Source organism: Nocardia sp. NPDC052316 (assembly GCF_044547795.1).
Classification (GTDB): domain Bacteria; phylum Actinomycetota; class Actinomycetes; order Mycobacteriales; family Mycobacteriaceae; genus Nocardia.
In genome coordinates, this window is sequence record NZ_JBIUBB010000004.1 from 498,814 (window position 1) to 524,912 (window position 26,099).

Consider the following 26,099-nt stretch of genomic DNA (forward strand, 5'->3'; position numbering starts at 1 on the left):
ACCTTGCGGCACTGACCGGGGAGGGACAGTCGATGGAACACACGACCTGCCTGGTGGTCGGCGGGGGACCGGCCGGGATGATCCTCGGACTGCTGCTCGCGCGGGCCGGCGTCGAGGTGACCGTCCTGGAGAAGCACAAGGACTTCCTGCGCGACTTCCGCGGCGATACCGTGCACCCCACCACCCTCGACCTGCTCGACGAGCTCGGGCTCGGCGCGGAGTTCGCGAAACTGCCCTCGCGCAAACTGGAACAGATACAGCTGGCCACCGCCTCCGGGTTGCAGACCTTCGCCTCGCTGCGCGATCTGCCCGGCAAGCACAAGTACATCGCCATGGTGCCGCAGTGGGACCTGCTCGACTTGCTGGCCCGCGCCGCCCAGCAGGAGCCGACCTTCCGGCTGCGGATGAATACCGAAGCCACCGAACTGATCTGGTCGGACGGTAAGGTCGCCGGCGTCGGCTACCGGACCACCGACGGTGGCACCGGGGAGATCCGAGCCGACCTCACCGTCGCCTGCGACGGGCGCGGTTCGGTGCTGCGCGCCGCCGCGGGGCTGGCGTCGCGGGTTTGGTCGACGCCGATGGACGTGTGGTGGTTCCGGCTGCCGCGCAACGAGACCGACCCCGCGGGTGCGGTACCGATCGTCACCGCGCACCGCGTCGCGGTCCTGCTCGACCGCGGCGACTACTGGCAGTGCGCCACCCTCATCGCCAAGGGCACCGACGCGGTAGCGCGGCGCGGCCCGGTCGAGGAGATCATGCGCACGATGGCCGACGCGGTGCCCTGGTTGCGCGACCGGGTCGACGCGCTCACCAGCTGGGACGAGGTGAAACTGCTCGACGTCCGGCTCGACCGGCTGACCACCTGGTACACCGGGGGACTGCTGTTCATCGGGGATGCCGCGCACGCCATGTCCCCGGTCGGTGGTGTCGGCATCAACCTGGCCGTCCAGGACGCCGTCGCGGCCGCGAGAATCCTTGCCGCGCCGCTGCTCTCGAAAAACGTGAGCACCAGGGACCTGGCCAAGGTGCAGCGCCGCCGCACCCTGCCGACCGTGGTAACCCAAGGCATGCAACGGGTTCTGCACGCACGGGTGCTCCGTCCCGCGCTCGAAGGCGGCATCAATATCGCCAACGCCCCGCAGGCCCCGCTGCCGGTCCGCGTGCTGCGCCGAATCCCCGTGGTGCGCAGCATTCCAGCGTTCCTGGTAGCCCGCGGAATTCTCCCCGAGCACGCCCCCGACTTCGCCCGCCGCGCCCCCAGCTGACTGGCGTGCGGGTCTTCACTGACTTGGCGCGCGGGTCTTCACTGGCCTGGCGCGCGGGTCTTCACTGGTCTGGCGCGCGGGTTTTCGCTGACTTGGCGCGCAGGTTTCACTGACTCGCCGCGCCTAGGTGATCCCTGTGTGCGCGAAACTTCGACAGGCCCGCCGAATGGTGCGCGGCGCGAGCTGGACGGCGCTGCTTCGTACCTCTGGTTCGCTGCGGTTCCGAACAGCGCGGGTTCGCCGCGCAGTTCCTGCCCGTCGTGCGCACGAGCCGTCGGCAACTTCATGTGCGCCGAGAAGTGTCGCGCAGCAGGCCATTATCTGTGGCTTGACGTATGGCCGCGGGATGGCCCTGTCCGTCGTGCGCACGAGCCGTTGGCAACTTCGTGTGCGCCGAGAAGTGTCGCGCAGCAGGCCATTAACTGTGGCTTGACGTGTGGCCGGGATGCAGGATGACCTTGCCCGTCGTGCGCACGAGCCGTTGGTAGCTTCGTGTGTTCCGAGAAGGGTTGCGCGGCAGTCCATTTCTGTGGCTTGGCGTATGGCAGCGGGATGGCCCTGTCCGTCGTGCGCACGAGCCGTTGGCAACTTCATCTGCGCCGAAAAGTATTGCGCAGCAAGGCTTAGTCCTGGCTATGACGTGTGGTCGGGGCGGAGGATGACCCTGCCGAGTGGTGTGCGGCTTTCTATCAGCTGATGCGCGTGTGCGGCTTGGTCCAGCGGCAGCACTGTGTCGACCAGCGGGTCCAGACCTCCTGCGGCGGCTCGGTTCAGGGTTGCGGTGTGCGCGGCGGCGACTCGGGTCAGCCAGGCGGGGCCCGCGCAACCGGTCAGGGTCAGGCCGCGGGTGATCAGGTCGGCGGCGCTCAGCTGGGCGGGGGCGCCGGAGAGCCAGCCGTAGCTGAGCATGCGGCCGTGTAGCGGCGTCATGAGGTCGAGGAGGTCGCGGGCGGTGCCGCCGCCGATCGAGTCGAAGACCACGTCGAGCGTTGCGCCGCCGAGGGTTTCGCGTAGTTGGGCCGGCCATGCGGGGTCATTGTGATCGATCACCTCGTCGGCGCCGAGCTTGCGGGCCTGTTCGATCTTCGCGGGCCCGCCCGCCGTGGCGATGACGCGGGCGGCGCCGTACTCCTTGGCGAGCTGGGTAAGGTAGCTGCCGATACCTGTTGCGGCGGCTTCGATCAGCACCGTCTCGGCGCCAGTGAGCCGGGAGGTTTCCAGCAGTGGCAGCGCCACCGACCCGCTCATCAGCACTGCCGCCGCGTCCACCGAGGACAGGCCGTCGGGGATCGTTGTCACGGAATCGCTTGGTGCGCTGACGAATTCGGCGTAGGCACCGAAGCCCTTGGTGGCCACTGTCACGCGGCGGCCGATCAGTGCGGAATCTACGTCCGGCCCTACTTCGGTCACCACACCGGCTGCCTGGAATCCGAACGCCAGCGGCGGCTCGACGCCGAGCGGGAACTCCCCGGAGCGCAGCTTGGTCTCCGGGAACAGGACCGGGATGGCCTCGGCGCGGATGACGACCTCACCCGCACCGGCCTGCGGCACCGCAACCTCCTCGAGGACCAATACCTCGGGCCCACCGGCCCCCGTCATTACGATTGCCTTCATCATGAACTCCATAAGTTGACTATCGGTCCAGTTACTTCGCAACGATATGGACCGGCGGTCAAGTTTGTCAATGAAAGCGGGTGTGATGACCGACCGGCGTCCGAAGGAACGGGCCGACGCCGCGCGCAATCGGCGTGCGATTCTCGACGCGACGACCGCGCTGCTGGCCGAACACGGCGCCGAGGCGATCACCATGGACCGGGTCGCCGCCGCGGCCGGGGTGGGGAAGGGCACCATTTTTCACCGGTTCGGCAATCGCGCGGGGCTGCTGCACGAGATGGTCGCCGAGAGCGCGCTCACGTTGATGGACGCGATCACCGGCGGGCCGCCGCCCCTGGGCCCCGGCGCGCCCGCCGACGCACGACTGCTCGCCTACTTCGACGCGATGACGCGTCTGGTGATCGAGAATTCGGAGCTGATGGTCGCCTATCGCACCGTGCCACCGCACCCGCGCACCGGGGAGTTCCACGCGTTCTGGGACAACCACATCACCGCGCTACTGCAGGAAGCTCGCCCCGACCTCGATGCCCAGGTGGTCGGCAGGTTGCTGCTCGCCGCGATCGGCGGCGAACTGGTGCCGACCATGGTCCGCTCCGGTGAGACCGACCGGCTGCTCGGCGCCGTGCGCGAACTGGTCGAGTCGGTGCTGCGCCGACCTTGAAACAAGCTCACCCTGAAACCCGGCGACCCCGAAACATGGTGTGCGCTAAAGCATTGCGGCCATCATCGCGATCGGCAGATTGATGATGCCGTGCACCAGGAACAGCAACCAGGGATTCCGGTACCGCGACCACAGGTAGCCGAGGAAGAGGCCGTAGCCGCCGATGTGGACGAAGGTGGCGGCGAGGTCGATGCCGAAACCGTTGCCGCCGTGGATCTTCACGTGCCAGGCGGCGAATATCAGCGAGGTGACCACGATGGCGGGCCAGCGTCCGACGGTGGCCTCCAGCCTGGTCTGCAGCCAGACCCGGTAGAAGATCTCCTCCAGCAGCGCGTTCAGGACGAACACGGCGAGCACGGCGACGAGATCCGGTGGCGCACCGGAGTAGGGCCGCCCGAACAAGGTGAACAAGGCCAGGAAGGCCAGTACCGCGGGCATCGGGCGCAGCCAGCGGCCTTGCGTGTCGGCCCGATACCACTCGCGGCCCGCCGCCAACCGGAACAACAGCGGAACAGCCACCAGCAGAAGCAGTTTCAACCCGACGAACCACAGATCGCCGCCGGAGGAGAGGTAGAAGCCGACCGCGAAAGTCAGACCGAGAGCGAGCAGCCACCACGCCTGGCGTTGGACCGCACGGGGATCGGCGGTCGGTAACAGGATGTCGTCGCGTCGCTTCGGCGGCACCAGCCAGGCGACCGCGAGCCCGCAGGCTGCCGTCAGGACGGTCATCCACAACGCCACGGTGTCGTCGTCGGTGGCCGAGACACGCAGCATGGTGTGCCCCGTCGCGATCAGCGTCACCACCGCGGCGATGTACACCGAGAGTCCCGCTAGCAGGAGGAGGCCGCCGCGCTGTCGGAGTCGCATACGCCTCACGATGCCATCGGCGGACTACCGTGCCGACCCAGCGGACCGGATGTCATCCGAAAGAACGAGACGCGTTGTCGACGTCACTCGGGAGCGAGGATGGCCTCGAAACGTTCGTCCGCACTGTCGAGTTGGCCGAGGATGTGCTGCTTCACATCGTCGGCCAAGGGCGTGTCCGCTCGGGTGACGAGGTCGCGGTAGACGGCGGTCAGTGGACGGTATTTGGCGGCGAGCTTGTGCATGGCCGGCTCGGTCGCGTACAGGATGCCCACCCCGTTGTCGGTGAAGTCGGAGAGCTTGATGATCCTGGCCCAGGGGGCCTGCTCGAGATTGGCGGCGACATGTTCGCGGTATTGCAGGTGCCGGTCGATCGACGGGTCCGGTTCGGGATTGGTGACCGCCGCGACCAGCTCGGCCACCCGCTCGCCGAAGCGGTCGGCGAGTTCGGCGAGGGCGGCCGCGGTGGCCGGTCCAGGCCGGTCGCCGGCCAGCTCCACCGGGTGATCCTCGACGGCATCGTGCAGCAGGCCCGCCGCGACCAGGTCGCCGTCGCGGACCCGATAGTGACTGATGATCCGAATGGCCACGCGCAGTAGATGATTGAGATACGGTTCGCGCCCGTAGCGGTCGTCGCGGTGGAGTTCGGTGGCCAGTTCGAGCGCGTCGGCGAGCCGGTCGGCGTCCGGCAGGTCCGCGATCTCCAGCAGTAATCGTTCGCGCAGCCCGGCCTCGCCGTAGACCTCGCTGATCGTGTGCAGCGGCATCACGGCCAAGACCCCCGCCCCAGGATTGCTCATGCTGCCAATCTAACGGCGCATCGCGCTCGGCGTCGCGGTAAAAATCCGTTGCCGGCGCCGGTAGCGCCGTGGTGTCCTGAATGGAACGCGAGGCAGGAACCGGAGGTAAACGGCGACTTCCGCTTCGCCACCAACCGTTTTCACGACACCTGGCACGTGCTGACCGACTGGCGCGGTGCGCGGGTGCTCGCGCGGTTGGTGTGGGGGCTGGCGTATCAGCGCAGGCCAGGCACCCTCGTCGTACTCGATCCGGCGCAGCTGGACTCGAATCCGTTCGACGGGGCGCCGTCGGATCCGATCGTGTTCGTGCCGTCGGAGTTGACCGTCTTCACCAGGGCGGCGGCGGTGGCGCTGCGGCGCCGGCTGCCGTTCCGTGAACGCTCCGAAGGCACCGTGCGCTGGCAGACCTTCGGGTTGAACGGGGCCGTCGAGGAGATGCGGGCGTGGCGGGCGAAGGATGTGGGCGAACGATTCGATCGCCATGTGCCGCAGCCCACGGGCTGGCTGCGGGTGGATCGAATCGGCGGCTTGGTCACTCTTTTCGGCGCGCCCGACCAATTGCGTGAACTGGCGCAATGTCTCGCGACGCTGGGCACCTATGCCTATTACGGCATGGACTATCACTATCTGGATTACCCGGAGAACAACGGTGAGGTGCAGATCTTTCGCGACTATCGCAGTCGCGTGACCACCGCCCGTCGCGCCCGCATCGACGTCCTCGGAGCCGACCACTGCGGACCCATCACCGAGGACGACGAACGCGCCATCTGGTCCCACGCCGCAGCCCTACGCCGCTCCCGCCTTCCCGAACCCGCATCGAACTAGGCTGCACCTGTTCTCGGGATCGGCACCCGCTGCGGGCGTCCGTAGCCGGTGCGGGTCCCGTGAGCGGGTGCGGATTCGGCGCAGCGCCGCACCCCTCGGTGCTGTTGCGGCGCTGCGCCGTTGGGTGGTGGTCAGTCGGCCTTGGGGATCAGGGTGTTCTGCCTGGCCGCTGTCCACCAGCGCCCTTCCTCTTTGACCAGGACGTAGAGCGCGATCATCGCGTGGTCGATATCGATCAGCTGGCCGTCGGCGGTGGTCGCCCGCGCCACCTTGTGCGCGAGTGCCACGTCGGGGCGCAGAAAAGTGATGTCGGTGATCTCGTAGCGGACGTACTGGTCCTTCAGGAAACCTGCCAGCCCGCGACGATTCGCCTCGAGGAGCGCGTCGCGCCCAGTCATCAGTGCGCCTACCGCGTTGACAACAGTGGCGTTCGCGGTGAAGTCGGCGGTCATCAGGTCGGCGTCGTTGGTGTTGTACGCGGTCTCGACATTCCCGATGATCTGCTCGATGGCCGCGATATCGGCGGTGTGGTCGACGGTCGTGTCGCCGACGGTGGGCGGTTGAAAGGTCTCCGTGCTCATGGGGTCAGCCTCCAACCTCAACATTGGTTCATGTCAAGGCGCACCGTCTCAGCGCACACCGCGGGTGCGGAACTGGATGCTGATCCGCGGGCCGGTCGGCTTCCGTGTCTTCGGCACGGCGTGCTCCCAGGTGCGCTGGCAGGAGCCGCCCATCACCAGCAGATCGCCGTGCCCCACCTGGTAACGAATGCTCTCGCCGCCCCCGCGCGGGCGCAGCAGCAGTGCGCGCGGCGCGCCGATCGACACGATCGCGACCATGGTGTCCTGGGTCGCGCCGCGGCCGAAGTTGTCGCCGTGCCAGGCGACGCTGTCCTGCCCGTCGCGGTAGTAGCACAACCCGGCCGTGCGGAACGGCTCGCCGAGTTCGCGCCGATAGTGCTCGCTCAATGCCTGTCGCGCGTCGGCCAGCGCCGGATCGGGCAGCGGCTCGTGCTCCTCGTAGAACTTCAGCAACCGCGGCACATCCACCACGCGGTCGTACATCGGCCGCCGTTCGGCCTTCCATGGCACATCATCGACCAGCCGGTCGAACAGTGCGTCGGCGCCCAACAGCCACCCGGGCAGCACGTCCACCCAGGCGCCGCGGTCCAGCACCGTGCGCCGCGCGGCGCGAAGCGACCCGAATTCGGTATCACCGAACCCGTCGAGCAGTGATCCCTGCAGCGGTGTCGACATGCCAGCGAATCTACCCCGAATCGAACATATGTGCTAGCGAAATTCGGACGCGGCGGTCGAGATATTCGAGCGCGGCCGCGCACCGTTCGCTTAACTGAGCCGGGCGGCACGTGAACACGAAGGGGAGTAGGCGATGAGTGGACCGGAAGCGCCGATGGCGGGGGTCGCGATGACCGCGATAGGAGTCGCGGTCATCCGGGTGCGGGAATCGGACCGGCCGGACCGGCTGTACGACGATCCGCTCGCGCGGGACTTCGTCGCGGCCGCGCGCCACGGTTTCGCCGCGACCGAGGACGGCGCGCGGCGCTGGGCTCAGCTGGAAGCGGTGGCCGACACGTTCTTCGATGGCCGGACGATTACTGTCCGGCTGATCGACGACCAGGTGACCGAAGCGGTGGCGCAGGGTTGCCGGCAGGTCGTCGTGCTCGGCGCCGGATTGGATACGCGCGCATTCCGAATGGGGTTGCCGGCCGGCATTCGCTTCTTCGAGGTCGATTTGCCGGAGCTGTTCGCGTTCAAGGAGCCGGTCCTGGCGGGTGTCGCACCGACTTGTGACCGCAGGGTGGTCGCCGCCGATCTGCGAGGTGACTGGGCTGAAGCGCTGCGCATGAACGGTTTTCAGCCGGACGTCCCGACGCACTGGGTCGACGAAGGGGTGCTCGGATACCTGTCCCGCGCGGATGCGCTGCGGCTCGCCGAAAAGCTGACCGAACTCTCCGCTCCGACAAGCCGTTTCGACGTTCTGCGGTTCGCGGTCGACGAAAACCCCGCCCAGTACAGCGAACTCCGCCGACTCGTCCGTGCCGGGCAGGAGGAAGAGGGCAGGCTCGCGGGCTTGGGACCCGACGCCGCGGAATGGCTCGCGGACCGCGGCTGGCACACCACCTTCCGCAGCTGGGCCGAGCTCGTCGCGCCGCTGGGCCGTCCACTCGACAACCCTGGTGTCGGTTTGATAATCGCGGTGCGCGGGTGATCGGGCGTGGCCCCGCTCACAGCGCGGTCGTGGCACCGCTCACACCGCGCTACACCTGGTGAAAGCCGGGTTTCGGGCGCTGTTACGCTGCTTGCCGTAAGACATCCTTTAACGGACCGTCCGGTGAGGCGGGGAAGGAGGTCGGCATGGCCGTGCCCGAACGGGCTGCCAAGTCCGGCGCTGCCGAGGCATCGCAGCGACACACCCCCGAGGGGGTGGAGGCGGGGCGGGAGCTGTTGTCGGCTTCCGATGTGAGCAGGACCATCGCGCGTATCGCGCATCAGATCATCGAGAAGACCGCGCTGGACGCGGGCGAACAAGGCGCGCCACGCGTCGTGCTCATCGGCATCCCCACCAGGGGCACCTCGCTGGCCGCGCGGCTCACCGACAAGATCGAGGAGTTCTCCGGCGTCCGCCCGGCCCTCGGCTCGCTCGACATCACCCTCTACCGCGACGACCTGCGTACCCGGCCGCACCGGCCGCTGGAGCGCACCTCGGTCCCGGAGGGCGGCATCGAAGACGCGCTGGTCGTGCTGATCGACGACGTCCTCTTCTCCGGCCGCACCGTGCGCTCCGCCCTGGACGGGCTGCGCGACCTCGGCCGCCCGCGCGCCGTGCAACTCGCGGTGCTCATCGACCGCGGCCACCGCGAACTCCCGATCCGGGCCGACTACGTGGGCAAGAACGTGCCGACCTCGCGCTCGGAAGACATCTCGGTCCTGCTCACCGAACACGACGGCCGCGACGGCGTTTATCTGCGCCAGGAGGCGGAAGCGTGAGCACATGCTGCTGGACGACGGAACCGAGTGTCGGCGAGGTGCGGTCGTGAGGCATTTGTTGACTGTCAGCGATCTGGATCGCGCCACCGCGACGGAGTTGCTGGACGAGGCCGAACGTTTCGAGCAGGCGCTGCTCGGCCGCGAGGTACACAAGCTGCCGACCCTGCGCGGCCGCACCGTGATGACGGTGTTCTACGAGAACTCCACCCGCACCCGGGTGTCGTTCGAGGTCGCGGGCAAGTGGATGAGCGCAGACGTGATCAATGTCAGCGCGAGCAGCTCGTCGGTCTCCAAGGGTGAATCGTTGCGCGACACCGCGCTCACCCTGCACGCCGCGGGCGCCGACGCGCTGATCGTGCGGCATCCGGCTTCCGGTGCCGCACACCAGATCGCGCGCTGGATGGACGCCTGGGCGGTGCAGTCCGGCCGCACCTCCGGCCCGGCCATCATCAACGCGGGCGACGGCACGCACGAGCACCCCACCCAGGCGTTGCTCGACGCGCTGACCCTGCGCCAGCGGCTCGGCGATATCGCGGGCAAGCGGGTCGTCATCGTCGGTGACATCCTGCACAGCCGGGTGGCCCGCTCGAACGTCTTCCTGCTGGCCACCCTCGGTGCGGAGGTGGTGCTGGTCGCCCCGCGCACCCTGCTTCCGGTGGGCGTGGACGCTTGGCCCGCCAGGATCGCGCACTCGCTGGACGCCGAATTGCCCGGCGCCGACGCGGTTCTCATGCTGCGCGTGCAGGCCGAGCGGATGAACGGCGGCTTCTTCCCGTCGGCCCGCGAATACTCGATCAATTACGGACTGTCCGAACGCAGGCTCGCGCTGCTGGACGAGCACGCGACGGTCCTGCATCCCGGCCCGATGCTGCGCGGCATGGAAATCGCCTCGCCGGTGGCCGATTCGGCGCAGGCCGCGATCTTGCAACAGGTGACGAACGGAGTACACATGCGCATGGCCGTCCTGTTCCGGCTGCTGGTCGGTACGCAGGAGGCGGTGGCATGACGGAGCTGTTGATCAAGGGCGCCTTGGTATACGGCGAGGGTGAGCCGGTCGACGTGCTGGTGGCCGACGGCGTGATCCGGGAGATCGGTACCGATCTCACCGCAGACGACGACGTGGAGGTCATCGACGCCAGCGGCCAGATCCTGCTGCCCGGCTTCGTCGATCTGCACACGCACCTGCGCGAGCCAGGCCGCGAGGACACCGAAACCATCGAATCCGGTTCCGCCGCAGCCGCGTTGGGCGGTTACACGGCGGTGTTCGCGATGGCGAACACCAACCCGGTGGCCGACTCGGTGGTCGTCACCGACCACGTGTGGCGGCGCGGGCAAGAGGTCGGCCTGGTCGACGTGTACCCGGTGGGCGCGGTCACCGTGGGCCTCGAAGGCAAGCAGCTCGCCGAGATGGGCACCATGGCCGCCGGTGTCGGCGCGGTGCGGATGTTCTCCGACGACGGCCACTGCGTCTACGACCCGCTGCTCATGCGCCGTGCGCTGGAATACGCGAACACCCTCGGGGTACTGATCGCTCAGCACGCGGAGGAGCCGCGACTCACTGTCGGCGCGATCGCGCACGAGGGCCCCACCGCGGCGCGCCTCGGCCTGGCCGGCTGGCCGCGCGCCGCCGAGGAGTCGATCGTGGCGCGCGACGCGCTGCTGGCCCGCGATGCCGGTGCGCGCGTGCACATCTGCCACGCCTCCACCGCCGGCACCGTCGAGCTGGTGAAATGGGCCAAGGCGCAAGGCATCTCGATCACCGCCGAGGTCACCCCGCACCACCTGCTGCTCGACGATTCGCGCCTGGAGACCTACGACGCGGTCAACAAGGTCAACCCGCCGCTGCGCGAGGCCTCCGACGCCGCCGCGCTGCGCCAGGCGCTGGCCGACGGCGTCATCGACTGCGTCGCCACCGACCACGCCCCGCACGCCGAGCAGGACAAGTGCTGCGAGTTCGCCGCCGCCCGCCCCGGCATGCTCGGCCTGGAGACCGCGCTGTCCATCATCGTGCAGACCATGGTGCAGCCCGGCCTGCTGGACTGGCGCGGTGTCGCCAGGGTGATGAGCGAGCAGCCCGCCGCGATCGTCGGGCTCGACGAGCACGGCAGGCCGATCGAGGTCGGTGAGCCCGCGAACCTGACGCTGGTCGACCCCGAGGCCAGCTGGACGGTGCGCGCCAAGGAGCTCGCCAGCATCTCGAACAACACGCCGTTCGAGGACATGACGTTCCCGGCTCGAGTGACTACGACGTTGCTCCGGGGCCGGGTAACCGCCCGCGATGGCAAAGCGGTGGGTAACCGAGGAGGTCCGTAAGTGGAGAGAACACTGTGGGTAATCGGGCTTGCCGCGCTGTTCGCCCTGTGCATCTGGTTGATGTATCGGGGCTGGCAGAACCGGGCCGCACGCCAGGTGAGCAGCATCGGCGAACTGCCCGCCGTGCCCGCCGACCTCGGCGCCCAACTGCTCGAGCCGACCACCGGACTGTATCTGGGCAGCACCATGGCGCCCAGCTGGCAGGACCGGATCGCGGTTGGCGACTTGGGTTTCCGGGCCACGGCCGAACTCACCCGGTTCGAACGAGGAATTCTGCTCGAGCGGGACGGCGCGACGGTGATCTGGATACCGCAGGAATCCATCACCGCGGTGCGCACCGAGCGCGGGCATGCGGGCAAAGTGATGACAGAAGATGGTGTGCTGGTAGTTCGCTGGAAGCTGCCCACCGGAACGGAGATAGATACCGGTTTCCGCGGTGACGACAAGTCGGTGTACCCGGCTTGGACGCGTGGCCTGCAGGCGGACCAGACCAGCACTACGACGGGAGACGACGAAATATGACCGCAGTATCGCGCAGCGATTCCATGGGGGGTGGAGGTCGGGTGACGGGTCGGGCGACAGGACAAGACGCTGCTCTGGTGCTGGAGGACGGCCGGGTATTCCGCGGCTCGGCCTACGGCGCCGTGGGCGAGACGCTCGGTGAGGCGGTGTTCTGCACCGCGATGACCGGGTACCAGGAGACCCTCACCGACCCCAGCTACCACCGCCAGATCGTGGTCGCCGCGGCACCGCAGATCGGCAACACCGGCTGGAACGACGAGGACGACGAGTCCGGCAAGATCTGGGTCGCAGGCTACGTGGTGCGCGACCCCGCGCGCCGCGCCTCCAACTGGCGCGCCACCACCACGCTGCCCGAGGCGATGCAACGCCAGGACATCGTCGGCATCGCGGGCATCGACACCCGCGCGCTGGTGCGGCACCTGCGCACCCGCGGCTCGATGAAGGCGGGCATCTTCTCCGGCGCCGCCCTCGCCGACACCGACGAGCTGCTCGGCCGGGTCACCGGCCAGCCGTCCATGCTCGGCGCCGACCTGGCCGAGGAGGTGAGCACCGACTCGGTGTACACCATCGAGCCGACCGGCGAGCCCCGATTCACCGTGGTCGCCGTCGATCTCGGCATCAAGACCAACACCCCGCGGATGTTCGCCGAGCGCGGCATGCGGGTGCACGTGGTGCCGTCGAACGCCTCGATCGAGCAGATCCTCGACCTGAAGCCGAACGGGGTCTTCCTCTCCAACGGACCGGGCGACCCGGCCACCCAGGACGGCGCGGTCGCGCTGACCAGGGGCGTGCTGGAGCGCGGCGTGCCGCTGTTCGGCATCTGCTTCGGTAACCAGATCCTCGGCCGCGCGCTCGGCCGCGACACCTACAAGATGAAGTTCGGCCACCGCGGCGTCAACATCCCGGTGATCGAGCACGGGACCGGTCGCATCGCGATCACCGCGCAGAACCACGGCTTCGCGCTGGAAGGCGAGCAGGGCGAACAATTCGACACCCCGTTCGGCCGCGCCGAGGTCAGCCACGTCTGCGCCAACGACGGCACCGTCGAGGGCGTGCGCTTGATCGACGGCCGCGCGTTCTCGGTGCAGTACCACCCGGAGGCCGCCGCCGGACCCCACGACGCTGCTTATCTCTTCGACCGCTTCGCCGGTCTCATGGAAGGGGCCTGATGCCACGCCGCACCGATCTGAAGCACATCCTGGTGATCGGCTCCGGGCCGATCGTCATCGGCCAGGCCTGCGAGTTCGACTACTCCGGCACCCAGGCGTGCCGGGTGCTGCGGGCCGAGGGCCTGCGGGTTTCACTGGTGAACTCCAACCCGGCGACCATCATGACCGACCCCGAGTTCGCCGACGCCACCTACGTGGAGCCGATCACGGCCGAGTTCGTCGAGAAGGTCATCGCCAAGGAGCGTCCCGACGCCATCCTGGCCACCCTCGGCGGCCAGACCGCGCTGAACACCGCGGTCGCGCTGCACGAGAACGGTGTGCTGGACAAGTACAACGTCGAGATGATCGGCGCCGACTTCGACGCCATCCAGCGCGGTGAGGACCGGCAGAAGTTCAAGGACATCGTCGCCAAGGTCGGCGGCGAAAGTGCCCGCTCCCGTGTGTGTTACACGATGGACGAGGTGCGCGAGACGGTCGCCGAGCTGGGATTCCCGGTGGTGGTGCGGCCTTCGTTCACCATGGGTGGCCTCGGCTCCGGAATGGCCTACAACGACGAGGATCTCGATCGCATCGCCGGTGGCGGCCTGGCCGCCTCGCCGACCGCGAACGTGCTCATCGAGGAATCCATCCTGGGCTGGAAGGAGTTCGAGCTCGAGCTGATGCGCGACAGCCGCGACAATGTCGTGGTGGTCTGCTCCATCGAGAACGTCGACCCGATGGGCGTGCACACCGGCGACTCGATGACCGTGGCCCCGGCCATGACGCTCACCGACCGCGAGTACCAGAAGATGCGTGACCTCGGCATCGCGATCCTGCGCGAGGTCGGCGTGGACACCGGCGGCTGCAACATCCAGTTCGCGGTGGACCCGGCCGACGGCCGCCTGATCGTCATCGAGATGAACCCGCGCGTCTCGCGCTCGTCCGCATTGGCCTCCAAGGCAACGGGATTCCCGATCGCCAAGATCGCCGCCAAGCTTGCCATCGGTTACACCCTCGACGAGATCGTCAACGACATCACCAAGGAAACCCCGGCCTGCTTCGAGCCGACCCTGGACTACGTGGTCGTCAAGGCGCCGCGGTTCGCGTTCGAGAAGTTCCCTGGTGCCGACCCGACGCTGACCACCACCATGAAGTCGGTCGGCGAGGCAATGTCGTTGGGCCGCAACTTCGCCGAGGCGCTCGGCAAGGTGCTGCGCTCGCTGGAGACCAAGGCCGCGGGCTTCTGGACTCAGGAAGACGGCAAGTGGACTGACGTCGACGCCGTCCTGGCAGACCTGCGCACCCCGGTCGAGGGCCGTATCTACCAGGTCGAGCGCGCGCTGCGGCTCGGCGCGAGCATCGAAGACGTCGCTGCCGCTTCGGGTGTCGACCCGTGGTTCGTCGCCGAGGTGGCCGGCCTGGTCGAGTTGCGCCAGGAGATCATGGACGCGCCCGTGCTCGACGAGACCTTGCTGCGCCGGGCCAAGCACCACGGCCTGTCCGACGGTCAGATCGCCGCGCTGCGCCCGGAGTTGGCGGGGGAGACCGGCGTTCGCGCGCTGCGGCACCGGCTCGGCGTCCGTCCGGTGTTCAAGACGGTCGACACCTGCGCCGCCGAGTTCGAGGCCAAGACGCCGTATCACTACTCGACCTACGAGCTCGATCCCGCCGCGGAGTCCGAGGTGGCGCCGCAGCGGGAGCGCGACAAGGTGATCATCCTCGGCTCCGGGCCCAACCGGATCGGCCAGGGCATCGAGTTCGACTACTCCTGTGTGCACGCGGCGCAGACGCTGTCGCAGGCCGGGTACGAGACGGTGATGGTCAACTGCAACCCGGAGACCGTCTCGACCGACTACGACACCGCCGACCGGCTCTACTTCGAGCCGCTCACCTTCGAGGACGTGCTCGAGGTGTGCCACGCGGAATCCGAGTCCGGGCAGGTCACGGGCGTCATCGTGCAGCTGGGCGGGCAGACACCGCTCGGCCTCGCGCAGCGGCTCACCGACGCGGGCGTCCCGGTGGTCGGCACCAGCGCCGCCGCCATCGACCTGGCCGAGGACCGTGGCGAATTCGGTGACGTGCTGGTCGCGGCCGGACTGCCCGCGCCGAAGTACGGCACCGCGACCACCTTCGCGCAGGCCAAGAAGATCGCCGCGAGCATCGGCTACCCGGTGCTGGTTCGCCCGTCCTACGTGCTCGGCGGGCGCGGCATGGAGATCGTCTACGACGAGAACTCCTTGGAGGGCTACATCTCTCGGGCCACCGAGCTCAGCCCCGAGCATCCGGTGCTGGTCGACCGGTTCCTCGAAGACGCCATCGAGATCGACGTCGACGCACTGTGCGACGGCGAGGAGGTCTACCTCGGCGGTGTGATGGAACACATCGAAGAGGCGGGCATCCACTCCGGCGACTCCGCCTGCGCGCTGCCCCCGATCACCCTGGGTCGCAGCGACATCGAGGCGGTGCGCCGCTCGACGGTCGCGCTGGCCAAGGGCATCGGCGTCAAGGGCCTGCTGAACGTGCAGTACGCGCTCAAGGACGACGTGCTCTACGTGCTCGAGGCGAATCCACGGGCCAGCCGCACGGTTCCGTTCGTGTCCAAGGCCACCGCGGTGCCGCTGGCCAAGGCGGCCGCGCGGATCGCGCTCGGCGCCACCATCGCCGAGCTGCGCAAGGAAGGCATGCTGCCCGGCGAGGGCGACGGCGGGCACGTTCCGCTCGACGCTCCGGTGGCGGTGAAGGAGGCCGTGCTGCCGTTCCACCGGTTCCGCAAGGCCGACGGCACCGGCGTGGATTCGCTGCTCTCCCCGGAGATGAAGTCCACCGGCGAGGTGATGGGCATCGACGCCGACTTCGGCACCGCCTTCGCCAAGAGCCAGACCGCCGCCTACGGTTCGCTGCCCACCGAGGGCACCGTGTTCGTCTCGATCGCCAATCGGGACAAGCGCGCGATGGTCTTCCCGGTCAAGCGCCTCAACGACCTCGGGTTCCGCATCCTGGCCACCGAGGGCACGGCGGAGATGTTGCGCCGCAACGGTATTCCGTGCGAACGGGTGCGCAAGCACTCGGACCCGGAGACCGTGGGCGCCGACACCGACGCGCCGCAGCCGACGATCGTCGAGATGATCAGGGACGGCGAGATCGACATGGTGTTCAACACGCCCTACGGCAACTCGGGGCCGCGCGTGGACGGCTACGAGATCCGTAGCGCCGCGGTCGGTGTGAACATCCCGTGCATCACCACGGTGCAGGGCGCGGCCGCCGCGGTGCAGGGCATCGAGGCGAGCATCAACGGCGGGATCGGGGTGCGTTCGCTGCAGGAACTGCACTCGGTGCTGCGTGGCTGAGCAGGGCTCGAATTGGACAGAGCCCGGCTCGAATCGGACAGAGCAGGGCTCGACACGGGCAGAACAGGACGGAGTGGGCGCGGTGCGGACCTTCGGTGACCGATTGCAGCACGCCATGGGGCAATTCGGCCCCGTGTGCGTCGGCATCGACCCGCACCCCGGCCTGCTGGAGTCCTGGGGCCTCGGCGCCGACGCGGACGGACTGGAGAAGTTCGCTGAGATCTGCGTCGAAGCCTTCGACGGCTGCGTCGCACTGGTGAAGCCGCAGGTCGCGTTCTTCGAGACCTACGGCTCGGCCGGAATCGCGGTGCTGGAGCGCACGATCGAGGTGCTGCGCGCCTCGGGCACACTGGTGCTCGCCGACGCCAAGCGCGGCGACATCGGCTCGACCATGGACGCCTACGCGCGGGCCTGGCTCGCCGACGGTCCGCTCGGGTCGGACGCGGTGACGGTCTCGCCGTATCTCGGATTCGGGTCGCTGGCACCGGCTTTGGACCTGGCCGAGGCCAACGGCCGCGGCGTCTTCGTGCTGGCCGCCACCTCGAATCCCGAAGGGGCGCAGCTACAGCGAATCGTCGCGGGGGATGGCCGCACCATCGCCCAGACGATGGTCGACGAGGCCGCCGCGCGTAACAAGGGCGCGGAATTCGGGTCCGTCGGCGTCGTGATCGGTGCGACGTTGACCGAGGCGCCGGACCTGTCCGCGTTGAACGGGCCGATCCTGATGCCCGGTGTCGGTGCCCAGGGCGGCGGCCCGGAAACCATTCGCGACCTGGTCTCGGAGGGGATGCTGGCGGCCGCGGTGCCCGCCGTCTCGCGGGAGGTGTTGCGCGACGGTCCGTCGGTTCCGGCCTTACGCGCCAGATTGACCGAACTGCAGGACGCGTTCGCGTTTCTGCGGAAATAACCCAGCGAGACCGGTGCATCCGCGCCGGTCTCGCCGCTTTTCCTGGCTCATGTGCACGTGTGCATATGGCCCGTAGCGGGGCCTGCGTGCCCCGCTACGCCCGTTTCCCGCCCCGATGGTGCCCCGATGAGCTGGCGGGCCTGAATCACCCCAGCGGGGCGATTTCTCGACGTACCTCTCGACAACCCGGTCGAGCGGATCGACAATCGATCGGCGCTGCGGTGGGGCCGAATCGGTCATTCGACCTGTCTGTGGCCCACGACACGCTGATAGACAACGCGACACGCGGGCATTTCCGAGAAAGTTCCTGGTCGGCTGGGCGCAGGTTTGCTGGCGCCACATGTCACGTCATAGCAACCCTTCCGCTAACCTGTGTCAATCGTGAAAACCCCCTGCTGACGAGGCATTTCGTGATTTCGGCGGTACGATCTGCGCAGCGACAGAGGAACGGTGCGGAACGTGCTGCTCTCGCGTCTACGGCATCCGGAATCATGCGCTGACCTGGGGGGTGGGTTCGCAATCGGCGGAGGTCGTGGGTACGGTCGCTGAGACTGCCGGGTTACCGGCAGGAGTTGATGCAATGAACGATGAGACGGAGGAACCGTGGCCCTTCCCCAGCTGACTGACGAGCAGCGCGCCGCTGCTTTGGAGAAGGCGGCTGCCGCTCGCCGCGCTCGGGCGGAGCTCAAGGAGCGCCTGAAGCGAGGCGGCACCAACCTGAAGCAGGTCCTCACCGATGCCGAATCCGATGAGATTCTCGGCAAGATGAAGGTGTCGGCGCTGCTGGAGGCCTTGCCGAAGGTGGGCAAGGTCAAGGCAGCGGAAATCATGAGCGAACTGGAGATCGCCCCCACCCGGCGTCTGCGCGGACTCGGCGATCGGCAGCGCAAGGCGCTGCTCGCCCGGTTCGACTTCGACGCCTGACAACGAGGGTGGTCGAACAAACGCGGAAGGGTCGGCTGGTTGTACTGGTCGGCCCCTCGGCCGTCGGAAAGTCGACCGTGGTCCGTTGTGTCCGCGAGCGACTGCCGCACCTGATCTTCAGTGTGTCGGCAACGACTCGGGCCCCTAGGCCCGGGGAAGTCGACGGTCTCGACTATCGATTCGTGTCCAGGGAAGAGTTCGACGCCATGATCGCGGCGGGCGAACTCCTCGAGTGGGCGGATATACACGGTGGTTTGCAACGTTCGGGCACCCCGGCCGCGCCGGTACGGGCCGCCCTCGCGGAGGGTCTGCCCGTACTGGTCGAGGTCGACCTCGAAGGCGCACGCGCGGTACGCAAAGCGATTCCCGAAGCCACGCTCGCCTTCCTCGCCCCGCCCAGCTGGGAGGAATTGGTATCCCGGCTCACCTCGCGCGGCACCGAATCACCCGAGGTGATCGAGCGCAGGCTGGAAACCGCCAGGACCGAATTGGCGGCCTGTGACGAGTTCGACATCGTCATCGTGAACGACGAGGTGACCACCGCCTGTGAGCAGTTGGTATCGTTGTTCGTTAGCACAAATTCGAGTTCGTAACCCTTCCAACGCGCAGGAGCCCCCCTAGTGAGCAGTACGGACACCAAGACCGTTCCCGCATACGACACCCCGATCGGCCTGACCAACCCCCCGATCGATGAGCTGCTGGAGCGCACGTCGTCCAAGTACGCCCTGGTCATCTACGCGGCCAAGCGGGCGCGTCAGATCAACGACTACTACAACCAGCTCGGCGACGGCATCCTCGAATACGTCGGCCCGCTGGTCGAGCCCGGCCTGCAGGAGAAGCCCCTCTCGGTCGCGATGCGCGAGATCCACTCCGACCTGCTCGAGCACGTCGAAGGCGAGTAGCCGAGCTGCTCGCAGTGAAACGAGCGCAGCGAGTGAACCGACAACACAGCCGCCGAAGGCACGGCGGAGGCGAGCGTCAGCGAGCTGGAGCTGTGAATTCAATTAGGCCGGAGGCGTAGTGACCACACGGATCGTCGTCGGCGTCGGCGGAGGGATCGCCGCGTACAAGGCCTGCGCGCTTGTCCGGCGGTTCACCGAGACCGGGCACAAGGTCAGGGTGATCCCCACCGAGTCGGCGCTGCAGTTCGTCGGTAAGGCAACCTTCGAGGCGCTCTCCGGTAATCCGGTGCACACCGATGTGTTCACCGATGTGCCGGAGGTGCCGCACGTTCGGCTGGGCCAGGAGGCGGACCTCGTGGTCATCGCCCCGGCGACCGCCGACCTGATGGCGCGCGCGGCCGCGGGTCGCGCCGACGACCTGCTCACCGCCACGCTGCTGACGGCCCGATGTCCGATCGTGTTCGCGCCCGCGATGCACACCGAGATGTGGGAGCATCCGGCGACCGTCGCCAATGTCGCGACGCTGCGCGCGCACGGTGCGATCGTCATGGAACCCGCGGCGGGCAGGCTCACCGGCGCCGACACCGGTCCGGGCAGGCTGCCCGAGCCAGAGGAGATCTTCGGGCTCACCACGCTGCTGCTCGAACGCGCCGACGCCATCCCGCGCGACCTGGAAGGACGCCGGGTGGTCATCACCGCGGGCGGCACCAGGGAACCGCTGGATCCGGTGCGTTTCCTCGGTAACCGCAGCTCGGGCAAGCAGGGCTATGCCCTGGCCAGGGTCGCGGCCCAGCGCGGCGCGCACGTCACGCTGATCGCGGGCAACACCATCGAGATGGCCGCGCCCGCGGCCGTCGACCTGGTGCACATCACCACCGCCGAACAGCTCAAGACCGCGGTCGACAAGCATGCCGTCGGCGCGGACGCGGTGATCATGGCGGCGGCGGTGGCCGACTTCCGGCCCACCGATGTGGCCGCGGCCAAGATCAAGAAGGGCGCAGGCGAGCCGGACGTGATCGCGCTGACCAAGACCGACGACATCCTCGCCGGTCTGGTGCAGGCGCGTCGCGAGGGGCATCTGCCCGGCACCGCGATCGTCGGATTCGCCGCCGAGACCGGCGACGAGCACGGCGATGTGCTCACCTACGCGCGCGCCAAACTGGCCCGCAAGGGCTGTGACCTGCTGGTGGTCAACGCGGTCGGCGAGGGCAAGGCGTTCGAGGTCGACACCAACAATGGCTGGCTGCTCGGTGCGGACGGTACCGAACAGTCGCTCGACCACGGGTCGAAGGCGCTGCTCGCCAGCCGGGTGCTCGACGCGCTCGGGCCATTGTTGCGCTGAAATCAATTGCAAGACTGGATAATGATCCGAGTGGCAAGTCATCGGCACGGTGGTGCCCGGGGGGTCCGGGCGACGAACTGTCTGAGATAGACGTCTCTTGGCGCTCGGAACGTCAGTGGTTTGCCATAGTCTGAGATGAAGGGTTGCGGCGTGACGCCATCGCGTTACTGTCGCAAACCAGAGGAATACCCGTTGAGGGAGAGGGAAGAACTGTGCGCACGTCCGGCAGCCGGCTATTCACCAGTGAGTCCGTGACCGAAGGTCACCCGGACAAGATCTGTGACGCCATCAGCGATTCCATTCTCGACGCGTTGCTTGCGGAAGACCCGCGCAGCCGGGTCGCGGTGGAAACTCTCGTGACAACAGGCCAGGTGCACGTCGCTGGTGAGGTCACCACCTCCGCCTACGCCGATATTCCCCGCATCGTCCGGGAAAAGGTGCTGGAGATCGGATACGACTCCTCGGCAAAGGGTTTCGACGGCAACTCCTGCGGTGTGAACATCGCGATCGGCGCGCAGTCGCCCGACATCGCCCAGGGTGTGGACACCTCGCACGAGGCGCGCGTCGGCGGGTCCGACGACGAGATCGAGAAGCAGGGCGCGGGCGACCAGGGCCTGATGTTCGGCTACGCGACCACCGACACCCCCGAACTCATGCCGCTGCCCATCGCGCTCGCGCACCGGCTCTCCCGCAGGCTCACCGAGGTTCGCAAATCGGGCGTGCTGCCCTACCTGCGGCCCGACGGCAAGACCCAGGTCACCATCGAATACGACGGCGACCGTCCGGTGCGGCTCGACACCGTGGTCATCTCCACCCAGCACGCCGCGGACATCGACCTGGACAACCTGCTCGCCCCGGATATCAGGGAGAAGGTCGTCGAGGCCGTGATCGCCGACCTCGAACTGCCCTCGCTGGACACCTCGAACATCCGCCTGCTGGTCAACCCGACCGGCAAGTTCGTGCTCGGCGGCCCGATGGGTGACGCGGGCCTGACCGGCCGCAAGATCATCGTCGACACCTACGGCGGCATGGCCCGCCACGGCGGCGGCGCCTTCTCCGGCAAGGACCCGTCGAAGGTCGACCGCTCGGCCGCGTACGCCATGCGCTGGGTCGCCAAGAACGTCGTCGCGGCCGGCCTGTCCGACCGTGTCGAGGTGCAGGTCGCCTACGCCATCGGCAAGTCCGCACCGGTCGGCCTGTTCGTGGAGACCTTCGGCACCGAGAAGGTCGACCCGGCCCGCATCTCGGCCGCCATCTCCGAGGTGTTCGACCTGCGCCCCGGCGCGATCATCCGCGACCTGGACCTGCTGCGCCCGATCTACGCACCGACCGCCGCGTACGGCCACTTCGGCCGCACCGACGTCGACCTGCCCTGGGAGCACACGGACCGAGCGGACAAGTTGCGCGCGGCCGTCGGCCTGTAGGGATGGGGCCGCTGTGGGCGTGTCGTCCTGCCCTGGGAGGCTCCATCCGATTTGTGCCGACAAGTTGCGCGCGGCCGTCGGCCTGTAGGCCGACGCCACCCGAGTGAACAAACCCGCGGCGGAAACCCCCGCCATCCCGGGGGTCCCGCCGGCGGGCCCCGCAGCCGTGGAGCACCCGATCGCTCGGGTGCTCCCGTTGCTGTCTCCGGCGCATCTGGACCGGGACTTCGACTATTTGGTGCCGCCTGAGCTGGATGCCATTGCGCAGCCGGGTGTTCGGGTGCGCGTTCGTTTTGCGGGGCGGTTGGTCGACGGGTACCTGCTGGAGCGTCGCACGCACAGTGATCACGGCGGGAAGCTGGTCGCGCTGGAGCGGGTCGTGTCCGGTGAGCGGGTACTGACGCCGGAGATCATGAAGCTGGCTGCCGCGGTGGCCGCCCGGTATGCGGGTACTCGGGCCGACGTGTTGCGGTTGGCTATTCCGCCGCGGCACGCGCGTACGGAAACCGGTGGGGTCAAGAAGAAGCCCGCCGAAAGTGATGCGGCACAAGAGGATTCGGCGGCTTCAAAGAAGTCTGTGAAGCGGCGCGCTGGTTCGGCTGCTGGTGTCCCGCTGAAGGTTGACCCGGCGTCGGGCGTTGGGGCCGCCGATTCGGCTGGGGGCGAAGCTGATTCGGTGACGGATGGAACGGTGGGGGATTCCAGTGCGCCGACCGCCGCATCGAGTGACGCGAGCTCTGTTGCCGCGCAACATGTCCCGACTACGCCAATAGGCGTTAATGAGCCAGTGCGGTCGTCGGAATCGGCGTCCTCAGCCGCGGCTTCCGATCGGACCGCCGCCGATTCGGTAACCCTCGATCCGGCGGTCGAGGCGGAGTCCTCAACGGTCGCGGCCGATCCTACAGCGACGCAAGATGTCTCGACCGTACCGCCCGGCGCCGATGCTGTTGCATCCCCCGCGGAGTCGTCCTCGGGTGGGCTGTCAGAAGTGAATTCTGCTGGTGACATTGCTGATTCGGTGGGTGGTGATCGCGCGGCGGGCGAGGTTGGCTTGGCCGCGGCCGGATCGGCTATGGCTGAGTCCGCAGGAGCGCAAGAAGATACGTCCGCGTCCTCGGGCAACGCTGCTGCGCGGAATTCGCCGGAAGCGGACGCCGCGAATGCCGAGGAAACCGAAGCGGATTCGGCGACCGACCCGAGTCGAACGCCAGGCGCGGCCGACGGCAGCGCCGAGCCTGTGTCTGGGTCGGCGACAGCGCGGGACGACCAGCAAGTCACCGTCGATCACGGCCCATGGGGACGGTACATCCACGGTCCGGCGTTCATCACCGCACTGGAGCAAGGCAAAGGACCACGGGCAGCGTGGCAGGCCTTACCGGGGGAGGACTGGCCGCGCCGCTTGGCGGAGTTGGCCGCGGCGGTAGTCGGGCGCGGCCGCAGCGCGATTCTGATGGTGCCGGATCAGCGGGATCTGGATCGGGTACTGGCGGAATGTACTCGGCTGCTGGGGGACTCGGCGGTCGGTCTGTCGGCGGGTCTCGGACCGGCCGCGCGGTATCGGCGCTGGCTCGCGGTGCTGCGCGGAACGGCGCAGGTGGTGGTCGGTACCCGCAGTGCGGTGTTCGCGCCCGCGAAGAACCTCGGACTGATCGCGATCTGGGATGACGGCGACGACACCTACGCTGAACCGCGGTCGCCGTATCCGCATGCGCGCGAGGTGGCGATGCTGCGCTCGCACGAGACGGGGGCGGCCTTCGTCGCGGCTGGTTTCGCGCGAACCGCGGAGATCCAGGCGGTCGTCGAGTCGGGCTGGGCGCACGACCTGGTCGCCGACCGGATGGTGGTGCGTGATGCGGCGCCGCGGATAAGTGTGCCCGGCGATACCGATATCGCGCTGGAGCGGGATCCGGTCGCGCGTGCGGTCCGCATCCCCGGCGTGGCCTACGCGGCCGCGCGGTCGGCGTTGAAGGAGGGTGCCGGCGTGCTGGTGCAGGTGCCGCGGCGCGGGTACGTTCCGTCGCTGGCCTGTGCGAAATGCCGGACCCCGGCCAGGTGCAGGCACTGCAACGGACCGCTCGCGCTGCCGGATGGCCGTGCGCGGCACAGCGATTCGCAAGGCGACGCCGCGCACAGTCCGAATTGTCGCTGGTGCGGCATCACCGAGGCCGCCTTTCGCTGCGCGTCCTGCGGGTCACGCGCCTTGCGTGCCGTGGTGATCGGCGCGCAACGCACTGCGGAGGAGCTCGGCCGAGCGTTCCCCGGGGTGCCGATTCGCGGATCGGGCGGCGGCGCGATGCTCGACACGGTGGAGCCAGGCCCGCAGGTCGTGGTCGCGACCGTCGGTGCCGAGCCGGTGCTGCCCGGTGGTTACGGCGTCGCGCTGCTGCTCGACAGCTGGGCCCTGCTCGGGCGCGCCGACCTGCGCGCGGCCGAAGACGCCCTGCGCCGCTGGATGACCGCCGCGACCCTGGTTCGATCGCGCGGTCAGGTCATCGTGATGGGCGACCCCGGCATCCCCACCGTGCAGGCGCTCGTCCGCTGGGACCCGGTCGGCCACGCGCGGGTCGAGCTCGCTTCCCGCGCCGAGGTCGGCTTCCCGCCCGCCGTGCGGATGGCCGCCGTCGACGGCACCGCCGAATCCATCAACGAACTACTCACCGCCACCGAACTTCCGGACAATGTCGACGTCCTCGGCCCGGTCCCGCTGCCGGATGGCGCCCGCAAACCGTTCTCCTCCGGCGACTCGCCCGCCGAGGTCGAACGCATACTGCTGCGCGTCGACCGCAAATCGGGCGCCGCGCTCGCGCGTGCACTCACCGCCGCCCAGGCCATCCGCAGTACACACCGATCGGATGCGCCGCTGCGGGTGCAGATCGATCCGGTCGACATCGGCTGACCGAAGCCTCGCTGCAAAGCTAGTTTCGACTGCCGACCGGGTGCCGCTCGGCGAATCCCACATCTGCATCTGACCACCACCGGCGCAGCCGAGACAGCGAGCCCGATGAGTGGCTCGGCACCGAATTCGTTCCATCGGATTCCGCTTGGTGCGGAAGGCGTGCAACAAAGTCGAGAGCTCCGGGCCGCCGCAGCAATGATGAGCTGTCACTCGCGAGTGGCACACGGTGGCGGCAACGTCGACAGAGTCTCGCCAGGGTGTGTCGCTCGTGGAGCTCCGGAATGCGATCGGCTACCCGTCCACACGGACGTCGCACAGCCTGTGATGGCCTGCTACGCCCGATCTGCCGCTGCGTGCGAAGAACCACCACGCCGAATTCGGCACGCACTGCGGCGAGTTCGTGGGCAGTTGAGCCGAACACGTCGCGCATCGTGATTGAGTGGACCGATGACGACCCCTTCGCTCCGCCGCACCTCAGCGACCGTGTGCTTTGTGCTCGTCGCCCTCGCCTGCGCGGCATGCACCGCCGACGATACGAATCCGGCGAAGTCGATTCTGACGCTGTCGGTCTCCCCGCAAGCCCCCGGCTCGGCAGGGACGCGCGTCGCCCTCACCTGCGAGCCCACCGGCGGCGAGCATCCCGCCGCGGACGCGGCCTGCGCCGCGCTGACCGCCGCTGACGGCGACTTCGACAAGCTCGCGGGCGATCCCACCGCCGTCTGCGTCCAGGTCTATGAGCCGGTCACCGCCATAGCCACCGGTACCTGGCGCGGCAGGTCGGTCACCTGGGAGAAGACCTTCGGCAACAAGTGCGAACTGAGCGCCCGCACGACACCTGTCTTCTAGCTGTCGGCGGTGCGCAGCGCCTCGATCTCCCGCTCGACCGCGGCGAGCAACTCGACCGGGCAGCCCCAATAGTCGTAGATGCCGCCGCGGTTCCGGTTGCTGCCGCAGACCACGAACACCCCGGTGCCGAGTGCGCGTTTGAGGTGGCCGGCCAGCCATCCGACGAAGCCGCTGTTGTCCAGCCCGGCGGGGAAGTGGAACGAGAACAGGCCGAACTTCTCCACCTCGGCGCCCTCGGCCTCGGCGAACGGGACGAGCGCGCTCCAGCTGTCCGCGTCCCGGACCACCGCGAGGGTCCGCGGCGTCAACTGCGGCGGGTCGGCCAGCGGGCTCTCCCGGAAACACCACACGCCGTCGTGCACGTCGAGGTCCGCGGCCGCGATGACCCCCCGAAGCCGTTGGGCCGTTTGGGCTTCGGACTCGATGCTGATATCCACCACCTGCCAACCGTAGCAACGGTCTCTGACGATTATTCTTTAACTGTCCGA

The 26,099-nt window shown here is 68.3% G+C and carries 24 protein-coding genes and 1 pseudogene; 19 read left to right on the forward strand and 6 right to left on the reverse strand.

Annotated features, from left to right (window positions below):
* Positions 1-32 precede the first annotated feature (32 nt).
* Positions 33-1,268 (forward strand): FAD-dependent oxidoreductase, encoded by a 1,236-nt coding sequence (locus ACIHA7_RS20675; RefSeq protein ID WP_397291723.1) that lies wholly within the window; start codon positions 33-35, stop codon positions 1,266-1,268.
* A 633-nt stretch (positions 1,269-1,901) separates the two neighbouring features.
* Here ACIHA7_RS20675 and ACIHA7_RS20680 read toward each other — a convergent pair.
* A complete protein-coding gene (locus ACIHA7_RS20680; RefSeq protein WP_397291727.1) occupies positions 1,902-2,882 on the reverse strand; it encodes a zinc-binding alcohol dehydrogenase family protein in 981 nt (326 codons plus the stop codon).
* Positions 2,883-2,967: 85 nt separating this feature from the next.
* On the opposite strand from ACIHA7_RS20680, the gene ACIHA7_RS20685 reads away from it, so the two are divergent.
* A complete protein-coding gene (locus ACIHA7_RS20685) occupies positions 2,968-3,543 on the forward strand; it encodes a TetR/AcrR family transcriptional regulator (RefSeq protein WP_397291732.1) in 576 nt (191 codons plus the stop codon).
* A gap of 45 nt (positions 3,544-3,588) precedes the next feature.
* Here the strand turns inward: ACIHA7_RS20685 and ACIHA7_RS20690 are convergent, their stop codons facing one another.
* Both ACIHA7_RS20690 and ACIHA7_RS20695 read right to left on the reverse strand, forming a co-directional pair.
* Positions 3,589-4,410, reverse strand: coding sequence for a lysostaphin resistance A-like protein (locus tag ACIHA7_RS20690; RefSeq protein ID WP_397291736.1), 822 nt, complete (start codon positions 4,408-4,410; stop codon positions 3,589-3,591).
* Positions 4,411-4,493: 83 nt separating this feature from the next.
* Entirely contained in the window at positions 4,494-5,207 is a 714-nt protein-coding gene (locus ACIHA7_RS20695) for an HD domain-containing protein (protein WP_397291740.1), read from the reverse strand.
* 156 nt (positions 5,208-5,363) lie between these two features.
* Here ACIHA7_RS20695 and ACIHA7_RS20700 point away from each other — a divergent pair, with 156 nt between their 5' ends.
* A complete protein-coding gene (locus ACIHA7_RS20700) occupies positions 5,364-6,032 on the forward strand; it encodes a hypothetical protein (protein WP_397291743.1) in 669 nt (222 codons plus the stop codon).
* A gap of 131 nt (positions 6,033-6,163) precedes the next feature.
* Here the strand turns inward: ACIHA7_RS20700 and ACIHA7_RS20705 are convergent, their stop codons facing one another.
* Positions 6,164-6,613 carry an SgcJ/EcaC family oxidoreductase gene (locus ACIHA7_RS20705; RefSeq protein WP_397291747.1) on the reverse strand — a complete coding sequence of 150 codons (450 nt, stop codon included), beginning with the start codon at positions 6,611-6,613 and terminating at the stop codon, positions 6,164-6,166.
* 48 nt (positions 6,614-6,661) lie between these two features.
* Positions 6,662-7,288 carry an alpha-ketoglutarate-dependent dioxygenase AlkB gene (locus ACIHA7_RS20710; RefSeq protein ID WP_397291751.1) on the reverse strand — a complete coding sequence of 209 codons (627 nt, stop codon included), beginning with the start codon at positions 7,286-7,288 and terminating at the stop codon, positions 6,662-6,664.
* Positions 7,289-7,421: 133 nt separating this feature from the next.
* Between ACIHA7_RS20710 and ACIHA7_RS20715 the strand changes: the two genes are divergently transcribed.
* From ACIHA7_RS20715 to ACIHA7_RS20790, 16 genes and pseudogenes are all read left to right on the forward strand, one after another.
* Positions 7,422-8,261, forward strand: coding sequence for an SAM-dependent methyltransferase (locus tag ACIHA7_RS20715; protein WP_397291755.1), 840 nt, complete (start codon positions 7,422-7,424; stop codon positions 8,259-8,261).
* 146 nt (positions 8,262-8,407) lie between these two features.
* Positions 8,408-9,040: a bifunctional pyr operon transcriptional regulator/uracil phosphoribosyltransferase PyrR gene (pyrR, locus tag ACIHA7_RS20720; protein ID WP_397291759.1), complete on the forward strand. Its 633-nt coding sequence runs from the start codon at positions 8,408-8,410 to the stop codon at positions 9,038-9,040.
* Between the two features lie 46 nt (positions 9,041-9,086).
* Positions 9,087-10,046: an aspartate carbamoyltransferase catalytic subunit gene (locus ACIHA7_RS20725; protein ID WP_397291763.1), complete on the forward strand. Its 960-nt coding sequence runs from the start codon at positions 9,087-9,089 to the stop codon at positions 10,044-10,046.
* Positions 10,043-11,353 (forward strand): dihydroorotase, encoded by a 1,311-nt coding sequence (locus ACIHA7_RS20730; RefSeq protein ID WP_397291767.1) that lies wholly within the window; start codon positions 10,043-10,045, stop codon positions 11,351-11,353. Before ACIHA7_RS20725 ends, ACIHA7_RS20730 begins: the two co-directional genes overlap by 4 nt.
* A complete protein-coding gene (locus ACIHA7_RS20735) occupies positions 11,354-11,875 on the forward strand; it encodes a transporter (protein ID WP_397291771.1) in 522 nt (173 codons plus the stop codon). It abuts the gene before it with no gap.
* A 23-nt stretch (positions 11,876-11,898) separates the two neighbouring features.
* Complete coding sequence (gene carA, locus ACIHA7_RS20740) at positions 11,899-13,044, forward strand: glutamine-hydrolyzing carbamoyl-phosphate synthase small subunit (protein ID WP_397291776.1); 1,146 nt, start codon at positions 11,899-11,901, stop codon at positions 13,042-13,044.
* The gene (gene carB / locus ACIHA7_RS20745) at positions 13,044-16,370 is read left to right on the forward strand and encodes a carbamoyl-phosphate synthase large subunit (RefSeq protein WP_397291780.1); all 3,327 of its coding nucleotides are present in this window, start codon (positions 13,044-13,046) and stop codon (positions 16,368-16,370) included. The genes carA and carB overlap by 1 nt, the downstream gene beginning before the upstream one ends.
* Before the next feature lie 82 nt (positions 16,371-16,452).
* The gene (gene pyrF / locus ACIHA7_RS20750; RefSeq protein WP_397291784.1) at positions 16,453-17,277 is read left to right on the forward strand and encodes an orotidine-5'-phosphate decarboxylase; all 825 of its coding nucleotides are present in this window, start codon (positions 16,453-16,455) and stop codon (positions 17,275-17,277) included.
* Positions 17,278-17,880: 603 nt separating this feature from the next.
* Positions 17,881-18,201, forward strand: coding sequence for an integration host factor, actinobacterial type (gene mihF, locus ACIHA7_RS20755; protein WP_014986450.1), 321 nt, complete (start codon positions 17,881-17,883; stop codon positions 18,199-18,201).
* Between the two features lie 8 nt (positions 18,202-18,209).
* Positions 18,210-18,794 carry a guanylate kinase gene (gene gmk / locus ACIHA7_RS20760; RefSeq protein ID WP_107657940.1) on the forward strand — a complete coding sequence of 195 codons (585 nt, stop codon included), beginning with the start codon at positions 18,210-18,212 and terminating at the stop codon, positions 18,792-18,794.
* A gap of 27 nt (positions 18,795-18,821) precedes the next feature.
* Entirely contained in the window at positions 18,822-19,103 is a 282-nt protein-coding gene (gene rpoZ / locus ACIHA7_RS20765; RefSeq protein WP_397291789.1) for a DNA-directed RNA polymerase subunit omega, read from the forward strand.
* 118 nt (positions 19,104-19,221) lie between these two features.
* Positions 19,222-20,445 carry a bifunctional phosphopantothenoylcysteine decarboxylase/phosphopantothenate--cysteine ligase CoaBC gene (gene coaBC / locus ACIHA7_RS20770; protein ID WP_397291792.1) on the forward strand — a complete coding sequence of 408 codons (1,224 nt, stop codon included), beginning with the start codon at positions 19,222-19,224 and terminating at the stop codon, positions 20,443-20,445.
* Positions 20,446-20,657: 212 nt separating this feature from the next.
* Positions 20,658-21,869: a methionine adenosyltransferase gene (metK, locus tag ACIHA7_RS20775; protein ID WP_107657937.1), complete on the forward strand. Its 1,212-nt coding sequence runs from the start codon at positions 20,658-20,660 to the stop codon at positions 21,867-21,869.
* 133 nt (positions 21,870-22,002) lie between these two features.
* Positions 22,003-22,374 (forward strand): annotated as a pseudogene (locus ACIHA7_RS20780) (primosome assembly protein PriA); the annotation flags it as partial.
* A 567-nt stretch (positions 22,375-22,941) separates the two neighbouring features.
* Positions 22,942-24,765: a primosomal protein N' gene (locus ACIHA7_RS20785; RefSeq protein ID WP_397293110.1), complete on the forward strand. Its 1,824-nt coding sequence runs from the start codon at positions 22,942-22,944 to the stop codon at positions 24,763-24,765.
* Positions 24,766-25,212: 447 nt separating this feature from the next.
* Positions 25,213-25,611, forward strand: coding sequence for an SSI family serine proteinase inhibitor (locus ACIHA7_RS20790; RefSeq protein WP_397291799.1), 399 nt, complete (start codon positions 25,213-25,215; stop codon positions 25,609-25,611).
* Here ACIHA7_RS20790 and ACIHA7_RS20795 read toward each other — a convergent pair.
* Positions 25,608-26,051 (reverse strand): DUF6196 family protein, encoded by a 444-nt coding sequence (locus ACIHA7_RS20795; RefSeq protein ID WP_397291804.1) that lies wholly within the window; start codon positions 26,049-26,051, stop codon positions 25,608-25,610. The genes ACIHA7_RS20790 and ACIHA7_RS20795 overlap by 4 nt on opposite strands.
* Positions 26,052-26,099 lie beyond the last annotated feature (48 nt).